This window comes from Porphyromonas uenonis 60-3, assembly GCF_000174775.1.
Classification (GTDB): Bacteria; Bacteroidota; Bacteroidia; order Bacteroidales; family Porphyromonadaceae; genus Porphyromonas; species Porphyromonas uenonis_A.
The window spans coordinates 15,231-35,838 of the sequence record NZ_ACLR01000069.1; the positions used below are offsets into that span (position 1 = coordinate 15,231).

Annotated in this window: 22 protein-coding genes and 1 tRNA gene; 21 read left to right on the forward strand and 2 right to left on the reverse strand. The window is 53.7% G+C overall.

Going from position 1 to position 20,608, the window contains the following annotated elements; genetic code table 11:
- Positions 1-3 precede the first annotated feature (3 nt).
- Positions 4-945, forward strand: a complete 942-nt coding sequence (gene miaA, locus PORUE0001_RS02045) for a tRNA (adenosine(37)-N6)-dimethylallyltransferase MiaA (RefSeq protein ID WP_007364810.1) — start codon at positions 4-6, stop codon at positions 943-945.
- A gap of 12 nt (positions 946-957) precedes the next feature.
- Here the strand turns inward: miaA and PORUE0001_RS02050 are convergent, their stop codons facing one another.
- Positions 958-1,590, reverse strand: a complete 633-nt coding sequence (locus PORUE0001_RS02050; RefSeq protein ID WP_039865311.1) for a DUF4294 domain-containing protein — start codon at positions 1,588-1,590, stop codon at positions 958-960.
- Between the two features lie 118 nt (positions 1,591-1,708).
- Between PORUE0001_RS02050 and PORUE0001_RS02055 the strand changes: the two genes are divergently transcribed.
- The 15 genes from PORUE0001_RS02055 to PORUE0001_RS02130 all read left to right on the forward strand — a co-directional run bounded on the left by PORUE0001_RS02055 (position 1,709) and on the right by PORUE0001_RS02130 (position 14,324).
- Positions 1,709-2,557 (forward strand): head GIN domain-containing protein, encoded by an 849-nt coding sequence (locus PORUE0001_RS02055; protein ID WP_007364824.1) that lies wholly within the window; start codon positions 1,709-1,711, stop codon positions 2,555-2,557.
- Between the two features lie 18 nt (positions 2,558-2,575).
- Positions 2,576-2,947 (forward strand): FtsB family cell division protein, encoded by a 372-nt coding sequence (locus PORUE0001_RS02060; RefSeq protein WP_007364822.1) that lies wholly within the window; start codon positions 2,576-2,578, stop codon positions 2,945-2,947.
- 43 nt (positions 2,948-2,990) lie between these two features.
- Positions 2,991-3,368: a hypothetical protein gene (locus PORUE0001_RS02065; RefSeq protein WP_007364823.1), complete on the forward strand. Its 378-nt coding sequence runs from the start codon at positions 2,991-2,993 to the stop codon at positions 3,366-3,368.
- A 9-nt stretch (positions 3,369-3,377) separates the two neighbouring features.
- On the forward strand, positions 3,378-4,403 hold the full coding sequence (locus tag PORUE0001_RS02070; protein ID WP_007364827.1) for a pseudouridine synthase: 1,026 nt from the start codon (positions 3,378-3,380) through the stop codon (positions 4,401-4,403).
- 21 nt (positions 4,404-4,424) lie between these two features.
- Positions 4,425-6,497: a protein-disulfide reductase DsbD family protein gene (locus PORUE0001_RS02075; RefSeq protein WP_007364808.1), complete on the forward strand. Its 2,073-nt coding sequence runs from the start codon at positions 4,425-4,427 to the stop codon at positions 6,495-6,497.
- 167 nt (positions 6,498-6,664) lie between these two features.
- Complete coding sequence (locus PORUE0001_RS02080) at positions 6,665-7,165, forward strand: flavodoxin (protein ID WP_007364819.1); 501 nt, start codon at positions 6,665-6,667, stop codon at positions 7,163-7,165.
- Positions 7,166-7,237: 72 nt separating this feature from the next.
- Positions 7,238-7,579: a DUF2023 family protein gene (locus PORUE0001_RS02085; RefSeq protein ID WP_232501394.1), complete on the forward strand. Its 342-nt coding sequence runs from the start codon at positions 7,238-7,240 to the stop codon at positions 7,577-7,579.
- A 714-nt stretch (positions 7,580-8,293) separates the two neighbouring features.
- A tRNA-Lys gene (locus PORUE0001_RS02095) sits at positions 8,294-8,366 on the forward strand.
- 191 nt (positions 8,367-8,557) lie between these two features.
- Positions 8,558-9,664 (forward strand): N-acetylmuramoyl-L-alanine amidase, encoded by a 1,107-nt coding sequence (locus PORUE0001_RS02100; protein ID WP_007364820.1) that lies wholly within the window; start codon positions 8,558-8,560, stop codon positions 9,662-9,664.
- Between the two features lie 16 nt (positions 9,665-9,680).
- Entirely contained in the window at positions 9,681-10,577 is an 897-nt protein-coding gene (locus PORUE0001_RS02105; protein ID WP_007364793.1) for an MlaD family protein, read from the forward strand.
- Between the two features lie 14 nt (positions 10,578-10,591).
- Positions 10,592-10,789: a hypothetical protein gene (locus PORUE0001_RS02110; RefSeq protein ID WP_007364830.1), complete on the forward strand. Its 198-nt coding sequence runs from the start codon at positions 10,592-10,594 to the stop codon at positions 10,787-10,789.
- 15 nt (positions 10,790-10,804) lie between these two features.
- Entirely contained in the window at positions 10,805-11,335 is a 531-nt protein-coding gene (locus PORUE0001_RS02115; RefSeq protein ID WP_007364815.1) for a chromate transporter, read from the forward strand.
- A gap of 12 nt (positions 11,336-11,347) precedes the next feature.
- Positions 11,348-11,950, forward strand: coding sequence for a chromate transporter (locus PORUE0001_RS02120; protein WP_007364799.1), 603 nt, complete (start codon positions 11,348-11,350; stop codon positions 11,948-11,950).
- Positions 11,947-13,296: a tRNA (N(6)-L-threonylcarbamoyladenosine(37)-C(2))-methylthiotransferase MtaB gene (gene mtaB / locus PORUE0001_RS02125; protein WP_007364831.1), complete on the forward strand. Its 1,350-nt coding sequence runs from the start codon at positions 11,947-11,949 to the stop codon at positions 13,294-13,296. The genes PORUE0001_RS02120 and mtaB overlap by 4 nt, the downstream gene beginning before the upstream one ends.
- A gap of 8 nt (positions 13,297-13,304) precedes the next feature.
- The gene (locus PORUE0001_RS02130; RefSeq protein ID WP_007364806.1) at positions 13,305-14,324 is read left to right on the forward strand and encodes a glycosyltransferase family 2 protein; all 1,020 of its coding nucleotides are present in this window, start codon (positions 13,305-13,307) and stop codon (positions 14,322-14,324) included.
- Positions 14,325-14,506: 182 nt separating this feature from the next.
- On the opposite strand, the gene PORUE0001_RS02135 is transcribed toward PORUE0001_RS02130, so the two are convergent.
- Positions 14,507-14,878, reverse strand: coding sequence for a DMT family protein (locus PORUE0001_RS02135; protein WP_007364795.1), 372 nt, complete (start codon positions 14,876-14,878; stop codon positions 14,507-14,509).
- A gap of 354 nt (positions 14,879-15,232) precedes the next feature.
- On the opposite strand from PORUE0001_RS02135, the gene PORUE0001_RS02140 reads away from it, so the two are divergent.
- The 5 genes from PORUE0001_RS02140 to PORUE0001_RS02160 all read left to right on the forward strand — a co-directional run bounded on the left by PORUE0001_RS02140 (position 15,233) and on the right by PORUE0001_RS02160 (position 20,607).
- Positions 15,233-15,718, forward strand: coding sequence for a glutathione peroxidase (locus tag PORUE0001_RS02140; RefSeq protein ID WP_007364803.1), 486 nt, complete (start codon positions 15,233-15,235; stop codon positions 15,716-15,718).
- A gap of 15 nt (positions 15,719-15,733) precedes the next feature.
- Complete coding sequence (locus tag PORUE0001_RS02145) at positions 15,734-16,189, forward strand: NfeD family protein (protein ID WP_007364794.1); 456 nt, start codon at positions 15,734-15,736, stop codon at positions 16,187-16,189.
- Between the two features lie 22 nt (positions 16,190-16,211).
- Complete coding sequence (locus PORUE0001_RS02150; protein ID WP_007364817.1) at positions 16,212-17,228, forward strand: SPFH domain-containing protein; 1,017 nt, start codon at positions 16,212-16,214, stop codon at positions 17,226-17,228.
- A gap of 52 nt (positions 17,229-17,280) precedes the next feature.
- Positions 17,281-18,156, forward strand: a complete 876-nt coding sequence (gene fic, locus PORUE0001_RS02155) for a protein adenylyltransferase Fic (RefSeq protein ID WP_007364816.1) — start codon at positions 17,281-17,283, stop codon at positions 18,154-18,156.
- 132 nt (positions 18,157-18,288) lie between these two features.
- Positions 18,289-20,607, forward strand: coding sequence for a CRISPR-associated helicase/endonuclease Cas3 (locus tag PORUE0001_RS02160; protein ID WP_007364801.1), 2,319 nt, complete (start codon positions 18,289-18,291; stop codon positions 20,605-20,607).
- Position 20,608: the final 1 nt, after the last annotated feature.

Genomic DNA, 20,608 nt, shown 5'->3' on the forward strand with positions numbered 1-20,608 from the left:
TTAGTGTACTATCCCGAGTTACTCACAGTCGTAGGTCCGACCGCTTGCGGTAAGACATCGCTCGGTGTGGCTCTAGCGGAAGAACTTCACGGAGCTATCCTTAGTGGCGATAGCCGGCAGGTTTTCGTCGGTATGGACATTGGCACTGGCAAGGATCTAGACTCCTACACCACGGAGCGAGGCACTATTCCCTATTACCTTATTGATATCGTCCCAGCAGGGCAGCCGTTCAATCTCTTTAAGTATGTACGGCTCTTTGATAAAGCGTACCACGAGGTGGTCGCACAGCAACTCAAGCCGATCTTCGTCGGCGGGTCAGGGCTCTATGTCGAGCAGGTTCTGCAGACGAGACCCATGCACCAAGTACCACCCGACGCAACTCTGAGAGAGGAGCTAGAGATACTCAGCCTAGACGACCTGAGAGCCATCCTCAGTCGCTATCCACGCATAGATCGCGTGGACCCGAGCTCGGCACGTAAGTGTATACGAGCCATTGAGATAGCAAGGTACTACGCTCAGCATCCCGAGGCTTACCAAGCTTATCAGCAGGCACTCCGTGAGGCGAAGCGACAGAAGCCTCCGCTCATCATCGGGCTACGCTTATCCCGCCAAGAGATCATACGACGCATAGACCAGCGACTGCGGAGCAGACTGGAGGAGGGTATGGTCACAGAGGTGGAACGACTGCTTGACCAGCAGGTGCCCTCAGAGGCGCTCATTGCGTATGGCCTGGAATACCGCTTCATCACCTTCTATTTGCAAGGAAAGCTTAGCTACTCCGAGATGGAGGAGCAACTAGCGACGGCCATTCATCAGTTTGCCAAGCGGCAGATGACTTGGTTCCGAGGCATGAGTCGTCGTGGTCTACCGATACACTGGATCGATGGGCATCAGCCAGTCACTTATCAGCGAGACCGAGTGCTGCGACTGCTTAAGAGTTTGTAAGAGGGCTGCGTGCTAGAGCAAGCCGTATCTCCACAAGTAGATGATGCGCTCCGTGACCGCATCGTCCTCGACATGCTCAGGGTCAAACTTAACGTCCAGATCTCCTCCATAGAACTTCGCAAAGAGGTTGTACCACGTCGCAGTAAGTCCTCCGTAGATAGACTTAACGATCTCATAACCCGTGGAGCCCGTCTGTCTGTTGACCAGCTTGATGAGGAGCAGTCCCTGTCCGAGGGTCAGATCTTTCATCCGTGGGGTGTAATCTCGGATTAGTTCCTTCTTGACACGAGCCAAATGCGCCCGACGCTCACGCTTAGTAGGTAGCGTCTCGGCATATTCGTACGTCTCGGTAATCGTTCGGCTGAGCTCCTCTGCGATGGGTAGAACCTTCTTGACATCTCGTACGCGTCGCCAGTAGGCATAGCGCTCAGTCTTCGAGAGAGGCTTGTGCGGAGTACCCGAGACATGTATCTCAGGGAGCATGATGCCGACGAGATCCTCCTCGGCAAGCGTGTCTGGAGCCTGCACAAGAGGCTCTCCGATACTGTTATAAATCGGCGACAAATTACCTCCCCGCAGAGCTTTAGTCGATAATAGCAGGAGAGGAATCAGCGATATGATGTAGAGTTTGGAGAAACATTTCATAGTTACAAATGGGGTGTCTTATTAGAGTATTTGTTACCTTTGTCAACTGACATGAAGTACTAGACAAAGATACAACTAATTAAAGTACCTCATATCAATCTTACTGACGAATCATACTATGACTTATAAATCTATCCTAACCAGCTCATTACTAGCGCTCGCCATTCTCTTGGGATGTGGCATATCTAGTTGCACTTACAAGAAGGGCTCCACTACGATAGCACAACAAGAGCTCAACTTTAAGGACTTTACGGCGATCAATGCGAATCATGGCATCGAGCTTGAGATTACTCAGGGAGCAGAGTACTCCGTGTCAGTCTCTGCCCCTGAGAACTATATGGACGATCTCAAGATAGAGCAGGAAGGCGAGACACTCTACGTCAGCTTGGCCAACAAAGGCAAACGACGCCTCGACACGGACAACATTACCGTACACATCACGATGCCATACATCTCGCAGATAGATCTAGCGGGTGCTGCTGAGGCTTGCTTTCTTGGACGCTTTGAGACGCCACAATTCACAGCTCACCTATCGGGCTCCTCTAGTATCGAGGATCTCTCCGTCGCAGCAGACGAGGTAAGCATCGAGGCAACAGGTGCGAGCGAAGTATCAGGCACCGTACAGGCCACACGAGCTATGGTCAATCTCTCGGGAGCCTCAGATCTTGACCTCCTAGCCAATCAGCTAAGCCAGATGACGATGCAACTCGCAGGTAGCTCGGAGGCTGAGATAAAAGGAGCAATCACCAATCTGCAAGCTACACTAGCTGGTGCCTCTGAGATTGATGGCGAAGAGCTGACCGTATCAGACCTAGACATATCCCTCGCAGGAGCTTCCTCGGCTGATATTCGCAACAGTGGCAACCTACGCTACATGCTCGCAGGCGCCTCTGAACTCACCATTTACGGTTCACCGAAGGTCCTCGACTCGCAGAGCGACCGCTCTTCATCCATTGAGATACGCTAACCTACTCCTTATCATACTATGTCCTCTATCCGTCGGTTTGTAGAGCGTATCACTGGTCAGATCAAAAGCTTTAGTGCAGAGCACCCCAAGCGTGCGCAAGCTATCCTCTGTGGCTTGATCGTCTTGGGCATGGGGCTCTACACCTTTGTCATCAGTGACTCCAACCTCGGCAAGCAGCTCCGCTACTCGCATCGCATTCAGGCACTCACCGATGAGTGCAAGCGACTAGAGGAGGCTTATCAGAGCGACAGTCTGAAGATAGACAGCTATAAGCAGAACAAAGCTTCGCTAGAGCGTATCGCTCGTGAGGAGTACCGTATGCAACGCCCTGACGAAGTAGTCTTTCTCATCAAAGATAGACCCGACTCGGAGGATAGTGAAAGTAAATGAGCTAGCTTATCCATCTTGACACACACTTTTCTAAAAGCACCCTATGTCTCAACCATCAACCTCTCGTCAACGGGCGATCAATATCTGCTATAAGCTTGGGCTCATCCTTCTGTTTGGGAGCCTGCTCCTGCACCTCTTCTATCCGAGCGTGCTCTTTGGCTATCTCCTCATGACGGGAGCACTACTCTACACCATCAGTCAGGCGCTCGTCGACAAGCGTGGCGTAGACCTGCGCACGAAGCGACTACGAGGCATGGCTCTCCTAGCAGGGATACTCTTTGTCTCAGGCTCCTACCTCTTTATCGTAGAGCAGTCATACTGGCGACTCGTACTCATGATTGCGTCAGTCCTACTACTCTACTCCAATACAGTGCTCCTATATCACAAGCCTCAGGCGCCAAAGGATAACCAAGCAGACTAATCACTCACCATGCCCCCCAGACCCACCAAGAATATCCGCAAAGCTCCCCAGCGTGAGCGCGTCTACAGCTTTACAGCGACAGAGCCAGGCGCACTCCTCGAGCTACTCTTCCAGCTACTTCCACAGCTAAGCCGTACGACGGTCAAGCAGTTCCTGCGAAATCGTTGCGTCTTGTTGGCTGGGGTGACGACCACACAGTTTGACGCACCCGTTGCCATCGGAGACTCCATAGAGATCTACAATATAGGTACCGCCGAGGAGCTACAGCATCCGCTCATTGAGGAGCTCTACCGTGACGAGCAGTTCATCGTTCTGCACAAGCGCCCCGGCATCCCCACCATCTCCGTGGGAGGCGCCAGCAAGAGTAGTCTCTTTCAGGTAGTGACGCATCATCTTAAGAAGGTTGATCCCAACGAAAAGATCTTCCTCCTAAACCGTCTCGATCGGGACACCGAAGGGATCATCATCGTAGCGCGCGATCGACAACTACAGCAAGACCTACTAGCCGAGTGGCATAGCTTCGTCCTCTTCAACAGCTTCGAGGCGGTCGTCCTAGGCGCTCTCGACACCAGTAGCGGTGAGCTAACGACTCGCCCCACCAAGGATAAGAAGAGAGGCTCGGACAAGCGTCGCACCTCCACATCATCGGGCAGAGACAAGAAGCCAGCCTCCTTTAGAGCTAGCTACGAGGTACTCTCCACTGGTCCTTATATCACGAGACTCAGTCTCTCACTACTCACACGCAATAACAGTATCCGCTCCACGCTCGCCAGCATAGGGCACCCGCTCCTAGGGGATCACCGAGCCAACGACTCCATCGCCCCAGACCTCAGCAAGTACCTAGCGCTACGAGCCACCGAGCTAGCCATCTTCCATCCCATCAAGCGACAGAAGATGCTGTTCACCATAGACAAACCACTTGTCAACCTAGACCGAATCGCACAGACACGTCTCACCGCAGCCCAAAAGGAAGCTCTCGTCATAGAGGAGACCGTGTCGCATCAAGACAAAAAGCAACTCAACAAACATCTATAAACCAACATCAAACAAAAGGTTATGAAGCAACGTATAACGTATTTATTCCTGCTCTTCAGCATTCTCTTTGCTACAGGCTCCACCCTCGTCGCACAAGGTGGAGGAATGGTCAACCCCGTCAAGTTTTCGCAACAGATTACCGACGACGGCAAGAAGGTAGTCACAGTCTCCATCACCGCCCGCATCAACAGCGGATGGCACCTCTATGACCAAAACCTTCCCAAGGGTGGTCCCGTCCCGCTCTCGTTTCATACGGACAAGCTCGTCGGAGCTAAAGCTCTCGGGGGCTTCAAGGCAAACAAAAAGCCCAAAAGCTACATCGATGACATCTTCAATATAGAGGTTCGCGAGTTTGAGGGTAGCGTCACCTTCTCCCAGCAACTCGAGATAACCGATGCCAAAGCCTTTGCTTATGAGGGCTACCTCAAGGGTCAGGCCTGCCAAGACAACTGTGTGCAGGTAGACTACGACTTCAACTTTAGCTCCAAGCAGCTCTCCAAGGCACTGCTCGCCCTGACAGCGTCCAGTCCATCAGAGGAGGCGACTGCCACAGAGGCAGAGACCGATAGCACCGAGACGACAGCACTCGCAGCGACTGACTCTCTCTCGGCAGGAGCTACCTCCGAGAGCATATCAGAGTCAAGCTACTGGGCACCCGTCGTGGATCAGCTCAAGGCTTATGGCGACCGCAACCAAAAGCAGTCAACCGCTGGTCTTCTGTACATCTTTATCTACGGCTTCCTCGGAGGTCTCATCGCTCTGATTACTCCCTGCGTATGGCCTATGATCCCGATGACAGTGAGCTTCTTCCTCAAGCGCACCAAGTCTCGCAAGGCTGCCATACGAGATGCGATGATCTACGGACTCTCTATCATCGTCATATATGTAGCTCTAGGACTGATCATCACCGCTATCTTTGGAGCGAGTGCCTTGAACAATCTGGCGACAAATGCCGTCTTTAACATCATCTTCTTCCTCATACTAGTTCTCTTTGCCGTCTCCTTCTTTGGAGCCTTTGAGCTAGTTCTACCGGCTAAGTGGACCAACAAGATGGACTCCAAGGCAGACAGCACCACAGGTCTACTCTCCATCTTCTTCATGGCGTTTACCCTAGTATTGGTATCTTTCTCCTGTACAGGTCCTATCATCGGCACCCTGCTCGTACAGGCTGGCACCTCTGGTCAGATCGTAGCACCCGCCATTGGTATGATTGGCTTTGCGCTAGCACTGGCACTACCCTTCTCGCTCTTTGCCATCTTCCCCAACATGTTGCAAAACATGCCTAAGAGTGGTGGCTGGCTCAACTCTGTCAAGGTGGTCCTCGGCTTCCTCGAGCTAGCGCTCTCGCTCAAGTTCCTCTCCGTCGCCGACCTCGCTTACGGCTGGGGTATCCTAGACCGTGAGACATTCCTAGCACTCTGGATCATCATCTTCGCACTGCTAGGCTTCTATCTCCTCGGCAAGATACGCCTACCGCACGATACGCCACTGGAGAAGGTTAGTGTCTCTCGTCTCTTCCTAGCAATCATCTCCCTGGCCTTCTCCGTCTATATGATTCCTGGTCTGTGGGGAGCTCCGCTCAAGTCTATTACCGCCTTTGCTCCGCCACTCTACACGCAAGACTTCAACCTGTACGATGGTGAGGTGCATGCTCAGTTTGACGACTTTGACGCTGGTATGCGCTACGCCCAGGAGACTGGTAAGCCTGTCCTACTAGACTTCTCTGGCTATGGCTGTGTCAACTGCCGTGAGATGGAGAACTCCGTCTGGATCGACCCAACCGTCAAGGGGCTCCTCGAGGATGACTACATCCTCATCACCCTCATGGTCGATGACAAGACCGCTCTGCCTAAGGTCATTGAGGTAGAGGAAAACGGCTCCATCAAGAAGCTTCGCACCGTCGGTGATAAGTGGAGCTACCTACAGCGTAGTAAGTTTGCAGCTAATGCACAGCCTTACTACATCGCCATCGATCCTGCGGGCAATCCTCTGAGCCCCTCATATGCCCATAACACCGATATCAGTAAGTATATCGACTTCCTCAAGGGTGGACTCAAGGAGTATGAAGCTCGTCAGAAGCAGTCTGCACAGTAGTCAGCTTCCATAGTTACTTAGAGAGAGTCTCTGCCACTCAGATGGTAGAGACTCTCTTGTATTATAGTCTAGCAAGCGAGTTATTTTACCTAGGTTAAGGTATTGACTGGCGCAAAGATAGCTCCTACCTTTGCAAACAGAAATACCAACATAACGTTTCAAAGCAAATGAAGAAAACTGGACTATACTTCGGCTCCTCTACGGGGCACGTTGAGGGCATCGCAGACAAGGTTGCCCAGCTACTAGGGATTGACGCAGCAGACGTACACAACGTAGCTAATGCTACGCCAGAGTCAGCTATGGAGTACGACCTCCTCATCCTCGGCTCCTCTACATGGGGCTATGGCGACCTGCAGGACGACTGGGAGGGCTTCCTACCCAAGCTCGCTAAGCAAGATCTATCTGGCAAGCAGTTTGCCGTCTTCGGCTGTGGTGACTCAAGTAGCTACTCTGACACCTTCTGTGATGCTATGGCAGAGATCGCAGAGCAGGTCAAAGCTGCTGGTGCTACCCTCATCGGGCAGATCCCCGCTGATGGCTATAGCTACGATGCTACACGCTGTGAGGAGGACGGTCAGCTCATCGGCTGCTGCCTAGACGAAGACAACGAGAGTGACGAGACAGATGACCGTCTCGACACTTGGGTACAAGCTATCAAAAAGGCATAACGCACGTAAGCGAGCCTCTTTCATAATTCTTTTTTTTCTGTTAGTTAAGTGTGTATGTCGACCGAGTGGGTGATGCTGAGTGACAAGGTTTACGAGTTTCAGAAAGGAATACGTCCTCTGTTTCTCTGCACTGTAAGCAGAGAAGTGGCACCTCTCCTGATGAGACGCTTGGAGCGTGCTGGCATAGCTTACCATCTAGAGGAGATCTCTAGTGTGTCACCGCGTGTCAATCTCTTCTTTGGCAAGGAGCTATGTATCGCCATTATCTCTGAGATGGTGAGAGGGCGGTCCTTGACGATGCTCTCGCCTGAGGAAGACTTTATCCTCGGCACCCTACTCGGCTACGACACTTGTCAGCAGTGCGAGCGCTATCAGAGACGTAAGCAAAGCGCTAGACAAGTAGTCGCCAGCTAGCAAAAAAATCGGCGTCACATAGTTAGGCAGTCGGATGGTATCGGAGATCTCGGAGTAGTCTGAGCGATTCGTTATCATCCGATTGTTTTATAGCACTGCGTAGTCAGGGCTAACGGACCACAGCCAACTGGTTGTTTTAAATCTCCACCGAGGGAGCGCACAATTCCTCGGTGGGGATTTTTTCATTACCCTGCGAGAAGCGGGGAAATCCTTACGAGGAGTCGGTAAGTGTCAGAGTTGAGGACGAGCTCCACTCCAGAGATGAAGCATTGTGCGGGATAAGATCATCCACGGCACTATCAAGGAAATCGCACGATTCCTCGGTGAAGCTTTCTGAATATCCAGTGAGGAACGAACAAATTCTTCGGAACTTTGAAATCTTTCTTCCGAACTTTCATTTCATTCTTCCGAACTTTTATTTCCCGGTTCCGTGGAGAATTTTCGTTTGCTCCCTGGAGCTTCACGATTTCCTCGGGAGAGATTGCCGTCAGCGGAGACGCAGGAGTAGCTGTCAAGTGGCTCTCTAGCGCTGTGGAGCGAGGTTTTAGCCACATATTCCTCGTATATCATCTAAGAAGAGCGGATTGAGATGCGTCAACACTGCCAACTTGAGGGGGGAGGAGGCTGTTGTCGTATCTATATTTTTCGTACCTTTGCATCACGTTTTAGCCCAAAGAGAGATCAGCGCATACGCTATGATCTCAGAGTGAGGGCGAGCCGCTAGCTCAGTTGGTAGAGCACAACACTTTTAATGTTGGGGTCATGGGTTCGAGCCCCATGCGGCTCACGAACGATTGCCTAGCACTTTATAGTGATACAACGCTTCAGATGGTCTCTCGGTAACTACTGAGAGGCTTTTTTGTTTTATAGCTCTAGACATAGCATCCCATGGGTCGAGAGGCTATGAGGTGTCGATGGAGATTCTGCTGCTTTGCGCTATATTTCTTACCTTTGCTCTCAGTAGTTATTCGCCACCTCATGAAGTCTTTGGTCAAACTCGCCCTCGCTATACTTCTTGCCACGATAGTCTGCCCCCTGGGCTTGCTAGCGCAGCGTAAAGCTTATACAGTCGTGATCGATGCGGGTCACGGTGGGCATGACGCTGGGGCCTGCGCCTTCGGACGCAGGGAGAAGGATATCAATCTAGCCGTAGCGCTCCTGACTCGTAAGTATATCGAGCAGGCTCACCCCGAGATAAAGGTCTACATGACCCGATCGACAGATGTCTTCGTTGGGTTGCGAGAGCGAGCCAACTTTGCTAATAGGAAGAAAGCAGATCTCTTCATCAGTATCCACACCAACTCCGCACAGAGCCCGAGTGCCTCTGGTACAGAGACCTATGTGCTGGGATTGCGTCGCGCTAATGATAACCTAGCAGTCTCTAAGCGTGAGAACCAAGTAATCCTCCTAGAGAAGGACTACAAGGAGACGTACGAGGGCTTTGACCCAAACAGCACGGAGAGCTACATCATCTTTGAGTTTATGCAAAACGTCCACCTCACCTCTAGCATCAATATAGCGAGCGAGGTGCAGAAGTCGTTTGTCAAGCTAGGACGAGGCAATCGCAGTGTGCGTCAAGGGCCCTTCCTCGTAATACGAGAGACCGCCATGCCGAGCATCCTCATAGAGCTAGGCTTCATCACAAACAAGGCGGAGTCGGACTACCTCGTCAGTCAGAGCGGACGTGAGCAACTGGCGCAAGGCATCGCCGACGGCTTCTCTAGATACTACAAGAAGTATATCCGTGTGACCAGCCCCAAGAAGCAAAAGGGCCAAAAGGAGACTACCGAGTCAGCATCAGACGAAGGGGCGACAGCACAGCAAAGTACCACGACCTCAGACAGTAAGGAGTACTACCGCATACAGATAGCCTCCTCTCGCCAACCGCTAGAGACGAGCGACCCTTACTTTCGCAATGTGACCGATGTACAGCGGGAGCAGCGTGGCAAGCTTTACATTTACACAGCCGAGCAGTGCAACTCTCTCAGCGAGGCACGCCAAGCTCAGCAGCGACTAGCCAAGCGCTATCCAGACTGCTACATCGTACGCTACCGCAAGGGCGTAAGAGATAAGGAGATTTACTAAGAGACTCAGTAGCCCCATGCCACAGAATAGACTCACACGCCAGACGGTCAAGATAGGATTCTTCACCCTCCTAGCGATCCTCATACTATACCTAGGGATCACTTACCTCAAGGGGCTCTCCATAGCGGGACTCTCTAAGACCTACTATGTCTCGATGAACGATGTGACGGGGGTCAACGTGGCTACGCGGGTCTTCGTCAACGGCTACAAGGTAGGCTCCGTCCGCAAGATCGAGTATGACTACGCACACAATGGCAAAGCTGTCCTCACGCTCACCCTGGATCCCAAGGTACAGCTACCCCAAGGCACCACGGTACAAGTCGCCCAGACGCTCCTCAGCGGGGCTATCGTCAACTTGTTACTACCAGCGCTAGAGACGGGCGCTTATCTCCATGCCAAGGACACCATCCCGATGTCCACCGAGCGATCGGCGATGAGCTTAGAGCAGCTACAGAGCGAGTTCGTACCGCGCATCTCTGCCACGCTCAGCCGCATGGATAGCGTCTTGCTACAAGCCAATACGATCCTTTCCAATCCAAACATAGAGCCGACGCTCGCCGATGTGCGTCAGTCGGCACAGCATATCAATGCTTCGTCAGCTCAGCTACAACGGTCTCTAAGTTCGCTACCTAAGATTATGGAGCGCATTGACCACACCTCAGCAAATGTTGAGAGCTTTGCCTCTAGGCTTGACTCGCTACGCCTGCAGGAGACGATAAGTAATCTAGAGAGCACCTCGCGTGAGCTCAAGAGCTTCACCCAGCGACTCAACCAGTCCAACGGTACCGTGGGCAGGCTCCTCAACGAGGACGGACTCTACAACCGCATCGACAGCGTCACGACTAGTCTCGATGCGCTAATCCGAGACATCAAGGCAAACCCCAAGAAGTACGTCAAGCTCTCACTCTTCTAACCTCTAATCTCTATATGCCACGCAATAAAAAGAAGCCACTCAACTGGCTCGACAAGACACTCTTCGTCCTGATGCTCCTCGTCATCGTAGGGATGATCGTAGCACTATCCGTCGCTGATGGAGCCAAGCTCTACGTCCTCCTCGGAGGCGGTGGCTTACTTGTGCTCAACCTACTCTTCGTCCTCTACTTCGCACGACGTAATCGACTATAGACGAGACAGGATAGGATGCTCTGGAGACTCTTCATCACATTCGTTCGCATCGGTGGCTTTACCTTCGGGGGAGGCTACGCTATGCTTTCGCTCATACAGCATGACGTCGTGGAGAAGAACCACTGGATGACCGACGAGGAGTTCATCGACCTCTTTGCCGTGTCGCAGTCGCTACCAGGGGTCTTTGCGGTCAATATGTCAATTTTCATCGGTTATCGACTGAAAGGCTATCTCGGAGCGGTGACTTGTGCTATTGGTGCGACCTTGCCCTCCTTTATCATCATCCTGCTCTTGGCAATGTTTTACCAAGAGGTCAATGACAACGTCTGGGTACAGCGGGTCATGTACGGCATACGTCCCGCAGTTGTGGCAATGATTGCGATCCCCGTCATCACCACGTGGCGGGCGATGAAAGGCACCTGGCGGATGGTCTGGATACCGATCCTATCCGCTCTGCTGGTCTGGCTCATGGGCGTCTCGCCCGTCTGGATTATCCTAGGCTCTGCCCTCGGAGGGATCATCTATAGTGTCATGAGAAGGAAATAGGACGGCAAGGCAATGATCTACTTACAGCTCTTTTGGGTCTACATTCAGATCGGTCTCTTCGGCTTCGGTGGAGGCTATGCGATGCTTTCGCTAATCCAAAACGAAGTGGTCTACAAGTACCACTGGCTCACGAACCAGCAGTTCACCGACATTGTAGCCGTCAGCCAAGTAACCCCAGGACCCATTGGGATCAACAGCGCTACCTACATCGGCTACTCCGTCACGGGCGGTAGCATCCTCGGCTCGCTCCTCGCAACCACCGCCGTAATGCTTCCCTCCTTCTTTCTTTGCCTCATCATCTCCCGAAGCTTCCAAGCTTTTAGGAGCAATCGCTACGTCGATGCTGCCTTCCTCGGCATACGCCCCGCCAGTGTCGGACTCATCGCAGCCGCCGCTCTGATGCTGATGATACAGCCAGGGCTTTGGACGCTCCTCACGCTCCCCGCTGGTACGCCGATCACGGTGGATAATATCATCGTCACGGAGAACTTCATCGACTACCGCAGCTTCCTCATCTTCGCCGTGACGGGACTCGTTCTGTACAAGAAGTGGGTTCACCCGATCCTGCTCATAGTCCTGGCGGGCATTGCTGGCGTTTTACTCTACTCGCTATGATCACTCCCCGACTCCATCCCCTCGTTGGCAAGCGAGCTGCATTCTACACGCTGGGCTGTCGCCTCAACTATGCCGAAACCTCGACCATCGCTCGCCAGCTAGCGACCGTGGGCGTGGAGCGCATCTCTGACGAGCATCACCACACGACGGAGGTGCTCCCCGACATCTGCATCGTCAACAGTTGCTCGGTGACTGACACAGCGGACAAAAAGTGCCGTAGTCTCATCAATCGTCTGCACCGTGAGTACCCCGAGGCGCTCATCGTCGTGACTGGTTGCTACGCCCAGCTACAAGGCGAGCAGATCGCACAGATGCCAGGCGTAGACCTCGTCGTTGGGTCGGGGCGCAAAAGCGAAATCGTCGCACTCCTCACCGAGCTGTGCCAAAAGCGCACCCAGCCGAAAGCAGCTACGCCCCACGTCACCGCCCGCCGAGAGCTCCAACACTTCGAGCCGAGCGTCTCTTCGGACGACCGTACGCGCCACTTCCTCAAAGTGCAGGACGGCTGCAACTACTACTGCACCTACTGCACCATACCCGCCGCACGTGGCGTCAGCCGCAACGGATCCATCGCCTCACTGGTGGCGCAGGCGGAGCGTGTCGCTGAGCTAGGTGGCAGGGAAATCATCTTGACTGGTGTCAACATCGGTGACTTCGGACGCTCCACAGGCGAAACGCTCCTAGAGCTTCTCCACCGACTGACACAAGTCGCAGGCATCGCCCGCTACCGCATCGGCTCCATTGAGCCAGAGCTACTGACCCCAGAGATTATCCAGTTCGTCGCTGAGACGGCACAGTTCATGCCGCACTTCCACATCCCCCTCCAGTCTGGCTCCGACCATGTGCTGCGCCTGATGCGGCGGCACTACGACACGGAGCTCTTTGCCGAGCGGCTCAAGCTCATCTACGAGTTGATCCCCGATGCTTTCGTCGGTATCGATGTCATTGCGGGCATGCGAGGCGAACTGCCCGAGCATCATGCCGAGACCTTGGCTTTCCTCAAAACGCAACCGTGGAGCCAGCTGCACGTCTTCCCCTATAGCGAGCGCAAAGGCACCAAAGCTCTAGAGATCAAGCCTGCTGTACCCGCAACCGAAAAGAAGCTCCGCACGAAAGAGCTCCTCGCTCTCTCCAGCGAACGGCACAACGCTTTCTGTGCTCCCTTCGCTGGCTCTGTCCGTCCCGTTCTTTGGGAGGAAACACGCCACGGCGAGATGATGGAGGGCTTCACCGACAACTATATACGCGTCACCCAGCCGTACGACCCCGAGCTCGTCGGAGCCATCACCCCCGCACAGCTAGCGCATTGGAGCGTGCGGCGACAAACCTTCACCACCAAACCATAAGCCGACCTATGAACCGTCCCGACCTAGCCATCGTCGTCCTCAACTGGAACGGGCGCAAGCTCCTCGAGGAGTACATCCCGCCCCTCGTGGCGCACACACCGCCTGAGATGGCCGACCTCGTGGTCATAGACAACGGTTCAACAGACGACTCGCTCGCTTACCTGCAGGAGGCTTTCCCGCAAGTCAAGCTCGTTCGTCTATCCGAAAACTACGGCTTCGCAGGAGGCTACAACCAAGGGCTTCGTCAGCTCAACTACTCTTATTATTGTCTCCTCAATAGCGACGTACGTGTCTCGCCCCACTGGTGCGACCGTCCGCTAGCTTTGCTAAGGGAAGGTCTCGCAGCCGTACAACCCAAGCTGCGCAGTGACCGCCAGCCCGAAGCGTTTGAGTACGCCGGCGCTGCTGGTGGAGAGCTAGATCGCTGGGGTTATCCCTACTGTCGGGGTCGTCTCTTCGACACCGTCGAGCTGGATCATGGGCAGTATGACGAGGAGTGCGAGATACTCTGGGCGACAGGCGCCTGCTACTTCGTCAGTAGCGAAGCGTTTTGGCAGGTAGGCGGCTTCGACGAGAGCTTCTTCGCTCACATGGAGGAGATTGATCTGTCGTGGCGGCTCTGGCTTGCAGGCGGTCGTCTCCGCTACACCCCCGACAGCGTCGTCTACCATCTCGGAGGAGCTACACTCGAGATGGGGAGCCCGAGGAAGAGCTACCTCAACTTTCGCAACAACCTCCGCATGCTCTACAAGAACCTCCCCACACGGCATGCCCGCAGGCACATCCTCCTCTGTCGCTTACCGCTAGACCTGCTCGCCGCCCTCACCTTCCTCGTCAAGGGGCAGCCCCAGCACGCATCAGCCGTACTGCGAGCCGTGCGCGACTTCTACCGCACCCGTCGCCAGCTCGCCCTCTCCGCCGAGCAACCCTGGTACCAGCCCACGGCAACCCCGCCCATAGCGCGCTACTCGCTCCTCTGGCAGTACCACCTCCGTCGTCGGCACACCTACGACCAGCTCCCCTCGTGAGCCGCCTACTTTAAGACTGCTGCATAAAGGCGAATCGCTGCGTTGCTTTCGGAATTCGGCTTCGGTCACATACGGAGGTATGCTCCCTTCAGACCTCACCCTCAGCGCCTTGCGCTTCATCCTTTCTGCAAAGTCTGGACAATCTTGCAAGCAAGATTGTGAGACTGTTGACTGCAACAGTCTCACTTTAGGAAGACAAAGTAAACCGCTAGAACAAGGCAGGCGAAAGCGGCTAAGTGGTTCCACTGCAACGGCTCTCCACGAAAGAAGATCACCGAGAAGAGCGTAAAAACCGTAATCGACACCACCTCCTGGATCACCTTGAGCTGCATCAAGCTAAAGGCCCCGCCGTTGCCGACGTAGCCGTAGCGATTGGCCGGGATCTGAAAGGAGTACTCAAAGAGCGCCAAGCACCAGCTCAGCAGGATCACTAGATAGAGTGGTGTGTGGTCCGTGATGACTCGCATCTGCTCCAGCTTAATGTGTCCGTACCATGCGAAGGTCATAAAGACGTTAGAGACAACCAGCAGAGCAACCGTTAACCAAGGATTCATAGATCTGTAGATAAGACATTACGGAGTGCAAAGTTAGCAACCTTACCGCACTCTACGTCTCGTCGCACGCCTCCCACCCGACCAAGTCTATAGCAAGACCAACAAGTAGCTCCCCAACGAACATATCATAATCGAAGCTAACTATCAGTACCACTAGGATGAAACTTTTGTACCAAGCTACCTGAAACTTTAGTTTCACCTAGGTGAAACTAGAGTTTCATACGGGAGAAACTAGAGTTTCATGCGGGAGAAACTGGAGTTTCACCTAGGAGAAACTAAAAATGCGTCATAAGACTGTTGCAATTATCTCGGCTAAAGTGTATCTTTGTCATAGTGTAAAGAACAACGAATACTATGGCAACTATATACGACTTCACCGTCCTGACCTCTCAAGGCGAGCCGCTAGACTTAGCGAGCCTTCGTGGCAAAGTGCTCCTCATCGTCAATACCGCTAGCAAGTGTGGCTACACGCCTCAGCTGGCTGGGCTCGAGGAGCTGTACAAGCAGTACCACGACAAGGGGCTCGTCCTACTGGGCTTCCCCTGCAATCAGTTTGGCGGGCAAGACCCAGGCACTGACGAGGAGATACGCAACTTCTGTCAGGTCAACTACGGCGTCACCTTCCCCATCATGCAGAAGGTAGAGGTCAACGGACCCCACGCCCACCCGCTCTTCAAGCTCCTCAAGGAGGAGACGAGCCAAGACTCAGACCTGCCAGTCAAGCCGATACAGTGGAACTTCAACAAGTTTCTCATCTCCCGTGACGGCACCGAGATAACCCGCTACGGATCGGCTAAGCTCCCGAAGAACTTAGCCAAGGATATTGAAGCTCTCCTCTAATCCACAACTAAAGCTATGCTTGACTCTCCCATCTACTTCTGGCTCATCGCTGGGCTACTGCTCCTACTCGTTGAGCTACTCACGCCCGGCTTCGTCGTCGCCTGCTTTGGCATAGGAGCTTTGCTGGCAATCCTGCCCGCAGCCCTCGGCGCCTCGATCACTTGGCAGGTGATTACCTTTTGCATTGGGTCGATCCTTGCCCTTTTGCTCCTGCGCCCTATGGTTCGCCGCCTCAGTCGCAACAAAGAGTCCGCTCGCACAGGCGTTGAGGCGCTCTACGGGCGCACGGCTCGTGTCACCGAGTGCATAGACGCTAGTCGAGAGACGGGTCGCATCGCTGTGGACGGGGACAACTGGCGCGCCCGCACGGTGGCTCCCGACATGGTCATCCCACGTGGCGAGATGGTCCGCATCGTCAGCAACGATAGCATCGTCATGATCGTCGAACCGATCACACAATCAGCAGAATAACAACCCCAAACATTACACATATATGGAAGCATCCCTCATCGTACTGGGCGTACTCGTCCTCCTAGTCATCTACATCATCGCCAAGGGTCTGGTTATCGTCCAGCAGTCTGAGACAATGATCGTCGAGCGTCTCGGGCGCTATCTCAAGACGCTCCCCTCGGGTATCAACTTGATCATTCCTTTCATTGATAAGCCACGCCCTATGGTTTGGCGTATCACAGCTTCATCCAGCAAGGGTGGCACGCTCGTACGCTTTATCAATACTGACCGCATCGACCTACGAGAGAATGTCTACGACTTCGCCCGTCAGAGCGTCATCACCCGTGACAACGTTGTGACTGAGATCAATGCGGTTCTTTACTTCCAGATCGTCGAGCCGCTCAAAGCGGTCTACGAGATCTCCAACCTCCCCGTAGCTATCGAGATGCTCACGCAGACTTCGCTGCGTAACGTGATCGGCGAGATGGATCTCGACGAGACGCTCACCAGCCGTGACACGATCAATAGCAAGCTGCGCGACATCCTCGACGAGGCGACCAATAAGTGGGGTGTCAAGGTGAACCGCGTGGAGCTACAAGACATCAACCCGCCCCGAGACATACGCGATGCAATGGAAAAGCAGATGCGTGCCGAGCGTGATAAGCGTGCTCAGGTACTCACCGCTGAGGGTCAGAAGGAGGCTATGATCCGTGAGTCTGAGGGTCGTATGACTGAGTCGGTCAACCATGCCGAGGGTGAGAAGAAAGCGCAGATCCTCGCTGCCGAGGCTGACGCTCGTGCTACCATCCTTCGTGCAGAGGCTGAGGCAGAGGCCATCGAGCGCATCACCTCCGCAGTCGCCAGCACGGGCAGCAATCCTACGCAGTACCTTATAGCTATGCGCTATCTAGACACGCTTGAGAAGATCGGTCGCAACAGCTCCGACAAGACGCTCTTCCTCCCCTACGAGGCGACGGGCATCCTCTCCGCTCTAGGAGGCATCAAGGAAGTCTCCGCCAGCGAGGTGGGCAACCTCCTCACCAAGGTCGGCAAGCACTAGCCCCGCCTTGGTAGCGTATGCCATAGATGCCTAGCAAACTCACACGCAGCGTATGAGCAAGATCTCGATACGATTTTTCAATGACCGAGATGTACGAGCCGTTTGGGACGAGACTGAGTCTAAGTGGTGGTTCTCTGTGTTGGACATCATAGGAGTGCTCAACGACCAAGACGATTACAACAAAAACAGAAACTACTGGAAGTATCTAAAGACGAAACTCAAAAGGGAGGAAAGTGAAGTGGTTAGTGCCACTAACCAGTTGAAACTCCTCGCTCCTGATGGAAAGATGCGCCTAACGGACACCCTTGATGACAAAGGAGTCGTGGCTCTCGCACAGAACTTTCCCAATGATCGGGCTATGCGTTTCGTGCAGTGGTTTGTGGGAGGAGAAGAGACTATTGATGGGCACAGTCGCTCCAAAGCGTATACCCTTTTTGAAAGCGACCTCTTAGACAGTATCGAAGTGGGTACGGTGCAAGGACTGCAACAGATACATGCTTATCTATTTGGTGGACTTTACGACTTTGCAGGACAAATCAGGCAAGTCAATATCGCCAAAGGAGGCTTTCAGTTTGCCATGGCTCAGTACCTACCTGACACCCTCACTAGTATAGAGCGAATGCCAGAGCAGACATGGGAGCAGATCATTGATAAGTATGTAGAGATGAATATCGCTCATCCTTTTAGGGAAGGTAATGGGCGTGCCACACGTATTTGGCTCGACTTAATGCTCAAGAAGCACCTTGGACTGTGTGTGGACTGGAGCCAAGTGGATAAGTATACCTATCTCGAAGCTATGAGAGCCAGTGTGGCAGATGCCACAAGCTTGAGAGGTCTACTACACGCTGCACTTACGGATAAGGTAAACGATAGAGCAACTTTTATGAAGGGGATCGACTACTCGTATTATTATGAGCAAGAAAGCTAACCCCCCATCAAGATAAAGATTGACATTAAGTATTGCAACAGAAACGGACGCACAGACGTATCGCCTCGTAGTAGGGCTATGGTCTGTGCGTCCGTTGTATCAAAGCAATACGAGTAACGAATAATCCACACTATGAGCAACACAGAGCAGATAGCCCACGTAAGGGCTCTAGAGGATGGCTCCTACGAGACGCAGCCTCTACTAGATCATCTACACGGCGTGGCGGAGCTGGCGCAGAGCTACGCTGAGCGCATCACCGATTATCCAGAGCTTGGCGAGATCGGTTACCTGCTGGGGCTCCTGCACGACTTGGGTAAATACCAGGAGGGCTTCCAGCGCTACATACGTCAGCAGTCAGGTCTAGACCCAACGCTCAACGGGTGGCGCACCCCACACAGCCCCGCAGGAGCACGCTACGCCTACGACTTAAAGCAAGCGGGCGGTAGTCAGCAACTTCTCAAGATCCTCTCGCTCTGCATCGGGGCTCACCACCGAGGTCTCTACAATGACTCCGAGTGGCGAGGGCAAGTTGTCAGTTCTAGTGATACTAAGAGAGCAGTAGCGAACTTGGTCAAGGGACTTCGACCTGAGGCGCTCCAGCTTGAAGAGCTGCTTCACAAAGCCTCTCTAGACAAGGTCGCTACGATGTGGGACAAGCTAGACGAGGAAGACTACCAGCTACTGGTTCGGATGCTTTTCTCCTGTCTAGTAGACGCAGACTTCCTTGACACGGAGCGGTTTATGTCTCCCGACAAGAGCCTTGTTCGTCAGAGTGCCAAGGCTTCACTAGAGCAAATGCGCGCTCAGCTAGAGGAGTATGTGTCGCATTTCAACCGTGAGGGGAGGATCAATGAGGCGCGAGCAGCCTTCCTCGACCAATGCCGCAACCATGGGCGCACGGCTAAGCGCAAGATTTACTCGCTCACGCTCCCTACTGGTGCGGGCAAGACGGTCTCCTCGATGATGTGGGCTCTAGAGCATGCCATAGCGCAAGGGTGTGAGCGCATCATCTACGTCATCCCCTACACCTCGATCATCACCCAGACGGCGCAAACCTTTAGGGACATCTTTGGGGCGGATCAAGTGCTAGAGCATCATTCAGATGTAGATGCCAAGGAGCGACCCGACGAAGCTCTGGAGTACACCAAGCTCATGACGGAAAACTGGGATGTGCCGCTCGTGGTGACGACCAACGTGCAGTTCTTCGAGTCGCTCTACGCTCATCGTGTGAGTCGCTGTCGCAAGCTCCACAACATTTGCAATTCTGTCGTTGTCTTTGACGAGGTGCAGATGTTTCCCCCTCGGCTGCTCAACCCGATCCTGCGTGTGGTGGAGAGTCTTCACTACACCTTCCGTGTGGAGCCTCTCTTCTGCACCGCCACGCTACCAGTCTTTGACAAAGACATCCTAGCAGACAGCAAGCGGATCGGCCATGAGTTCTTCTTCCTCGAGGAGCGCATTCAGGAGGTTGTACCTTATGATGCCGAGCGCTTCGCGCCCTTTGACAAGGTTCGCTACCATTGGGATCCGCTTCGGCTCTCTACGGAGGAGCTGGCCGAGCGGTTGGGCGAGCACGAGAGCTTCCTCTGTATCGTAAACAGTCGCAAGGATGCGGCTCGTCTCTATGCGGCTCTGCAAGCTCAAGACAAGTCGGGCGAGGGGCTGATCCATCTCTCACGAAGGATGTGCTCGGCGCACATTCAGAAGCGCATAGAGGAGATACGCCATCGCCTGAAGGCTGGAGAGCCGGTGCGTGTCGTCAGTACACCGTTGGTCGAGGCTGGTGTAGACCTAGACTTCCCCGTGGTCTACCGAGCAATGGCGGGTTTAGACTCGGTCATGCAGGCCGCTGGGCGGTGCAACCGTGAGGGGCGTATGGCAGAGCCTGGCGAGGTCTACATCTTTCGCCTTACTGATGGGACGGACATCCCGGGTGAGATGAGCTGGGCGCAAGGTGCCCTGGAGGATCTGCTTGATCGGCTGACTGAGCAGGGAGCTCCACAGAAAGCCGAGATCGAGCGCTACTACCAGGCATTCTATAATGATGTCGACTGCTTCGACAACAAGAAGACCAAGGAGAAAGATAAGAGGGTCTCCCCACTGCTTTGGGATGTGGATGACGATCGATGTGAGGGGCTACGCTTCGAGTATGAGACAGCGAGCGAGAACTTTAGATACATTGAGAATCAGGATACCCCGATCGTTATACCCTATGGCGATGCGGGAAAAGCGATCATCAAGAAGCTCCAAAGCAACCTTCCGCTGACACGACAGGAGTACCGACAAATGAATCGTCTTACCGTTGGTTTAAAACGAAAAGATTGTTTAACTTTGGAGGGGAATACCTCAGTAAACGAGAGCGGCATCGCTTATTTAACCAATGATAAGCTCTACAGCTCGGAGACTGGGATACAGATAATCGATCAGACATCAACATTCTTGAAAGTATAGA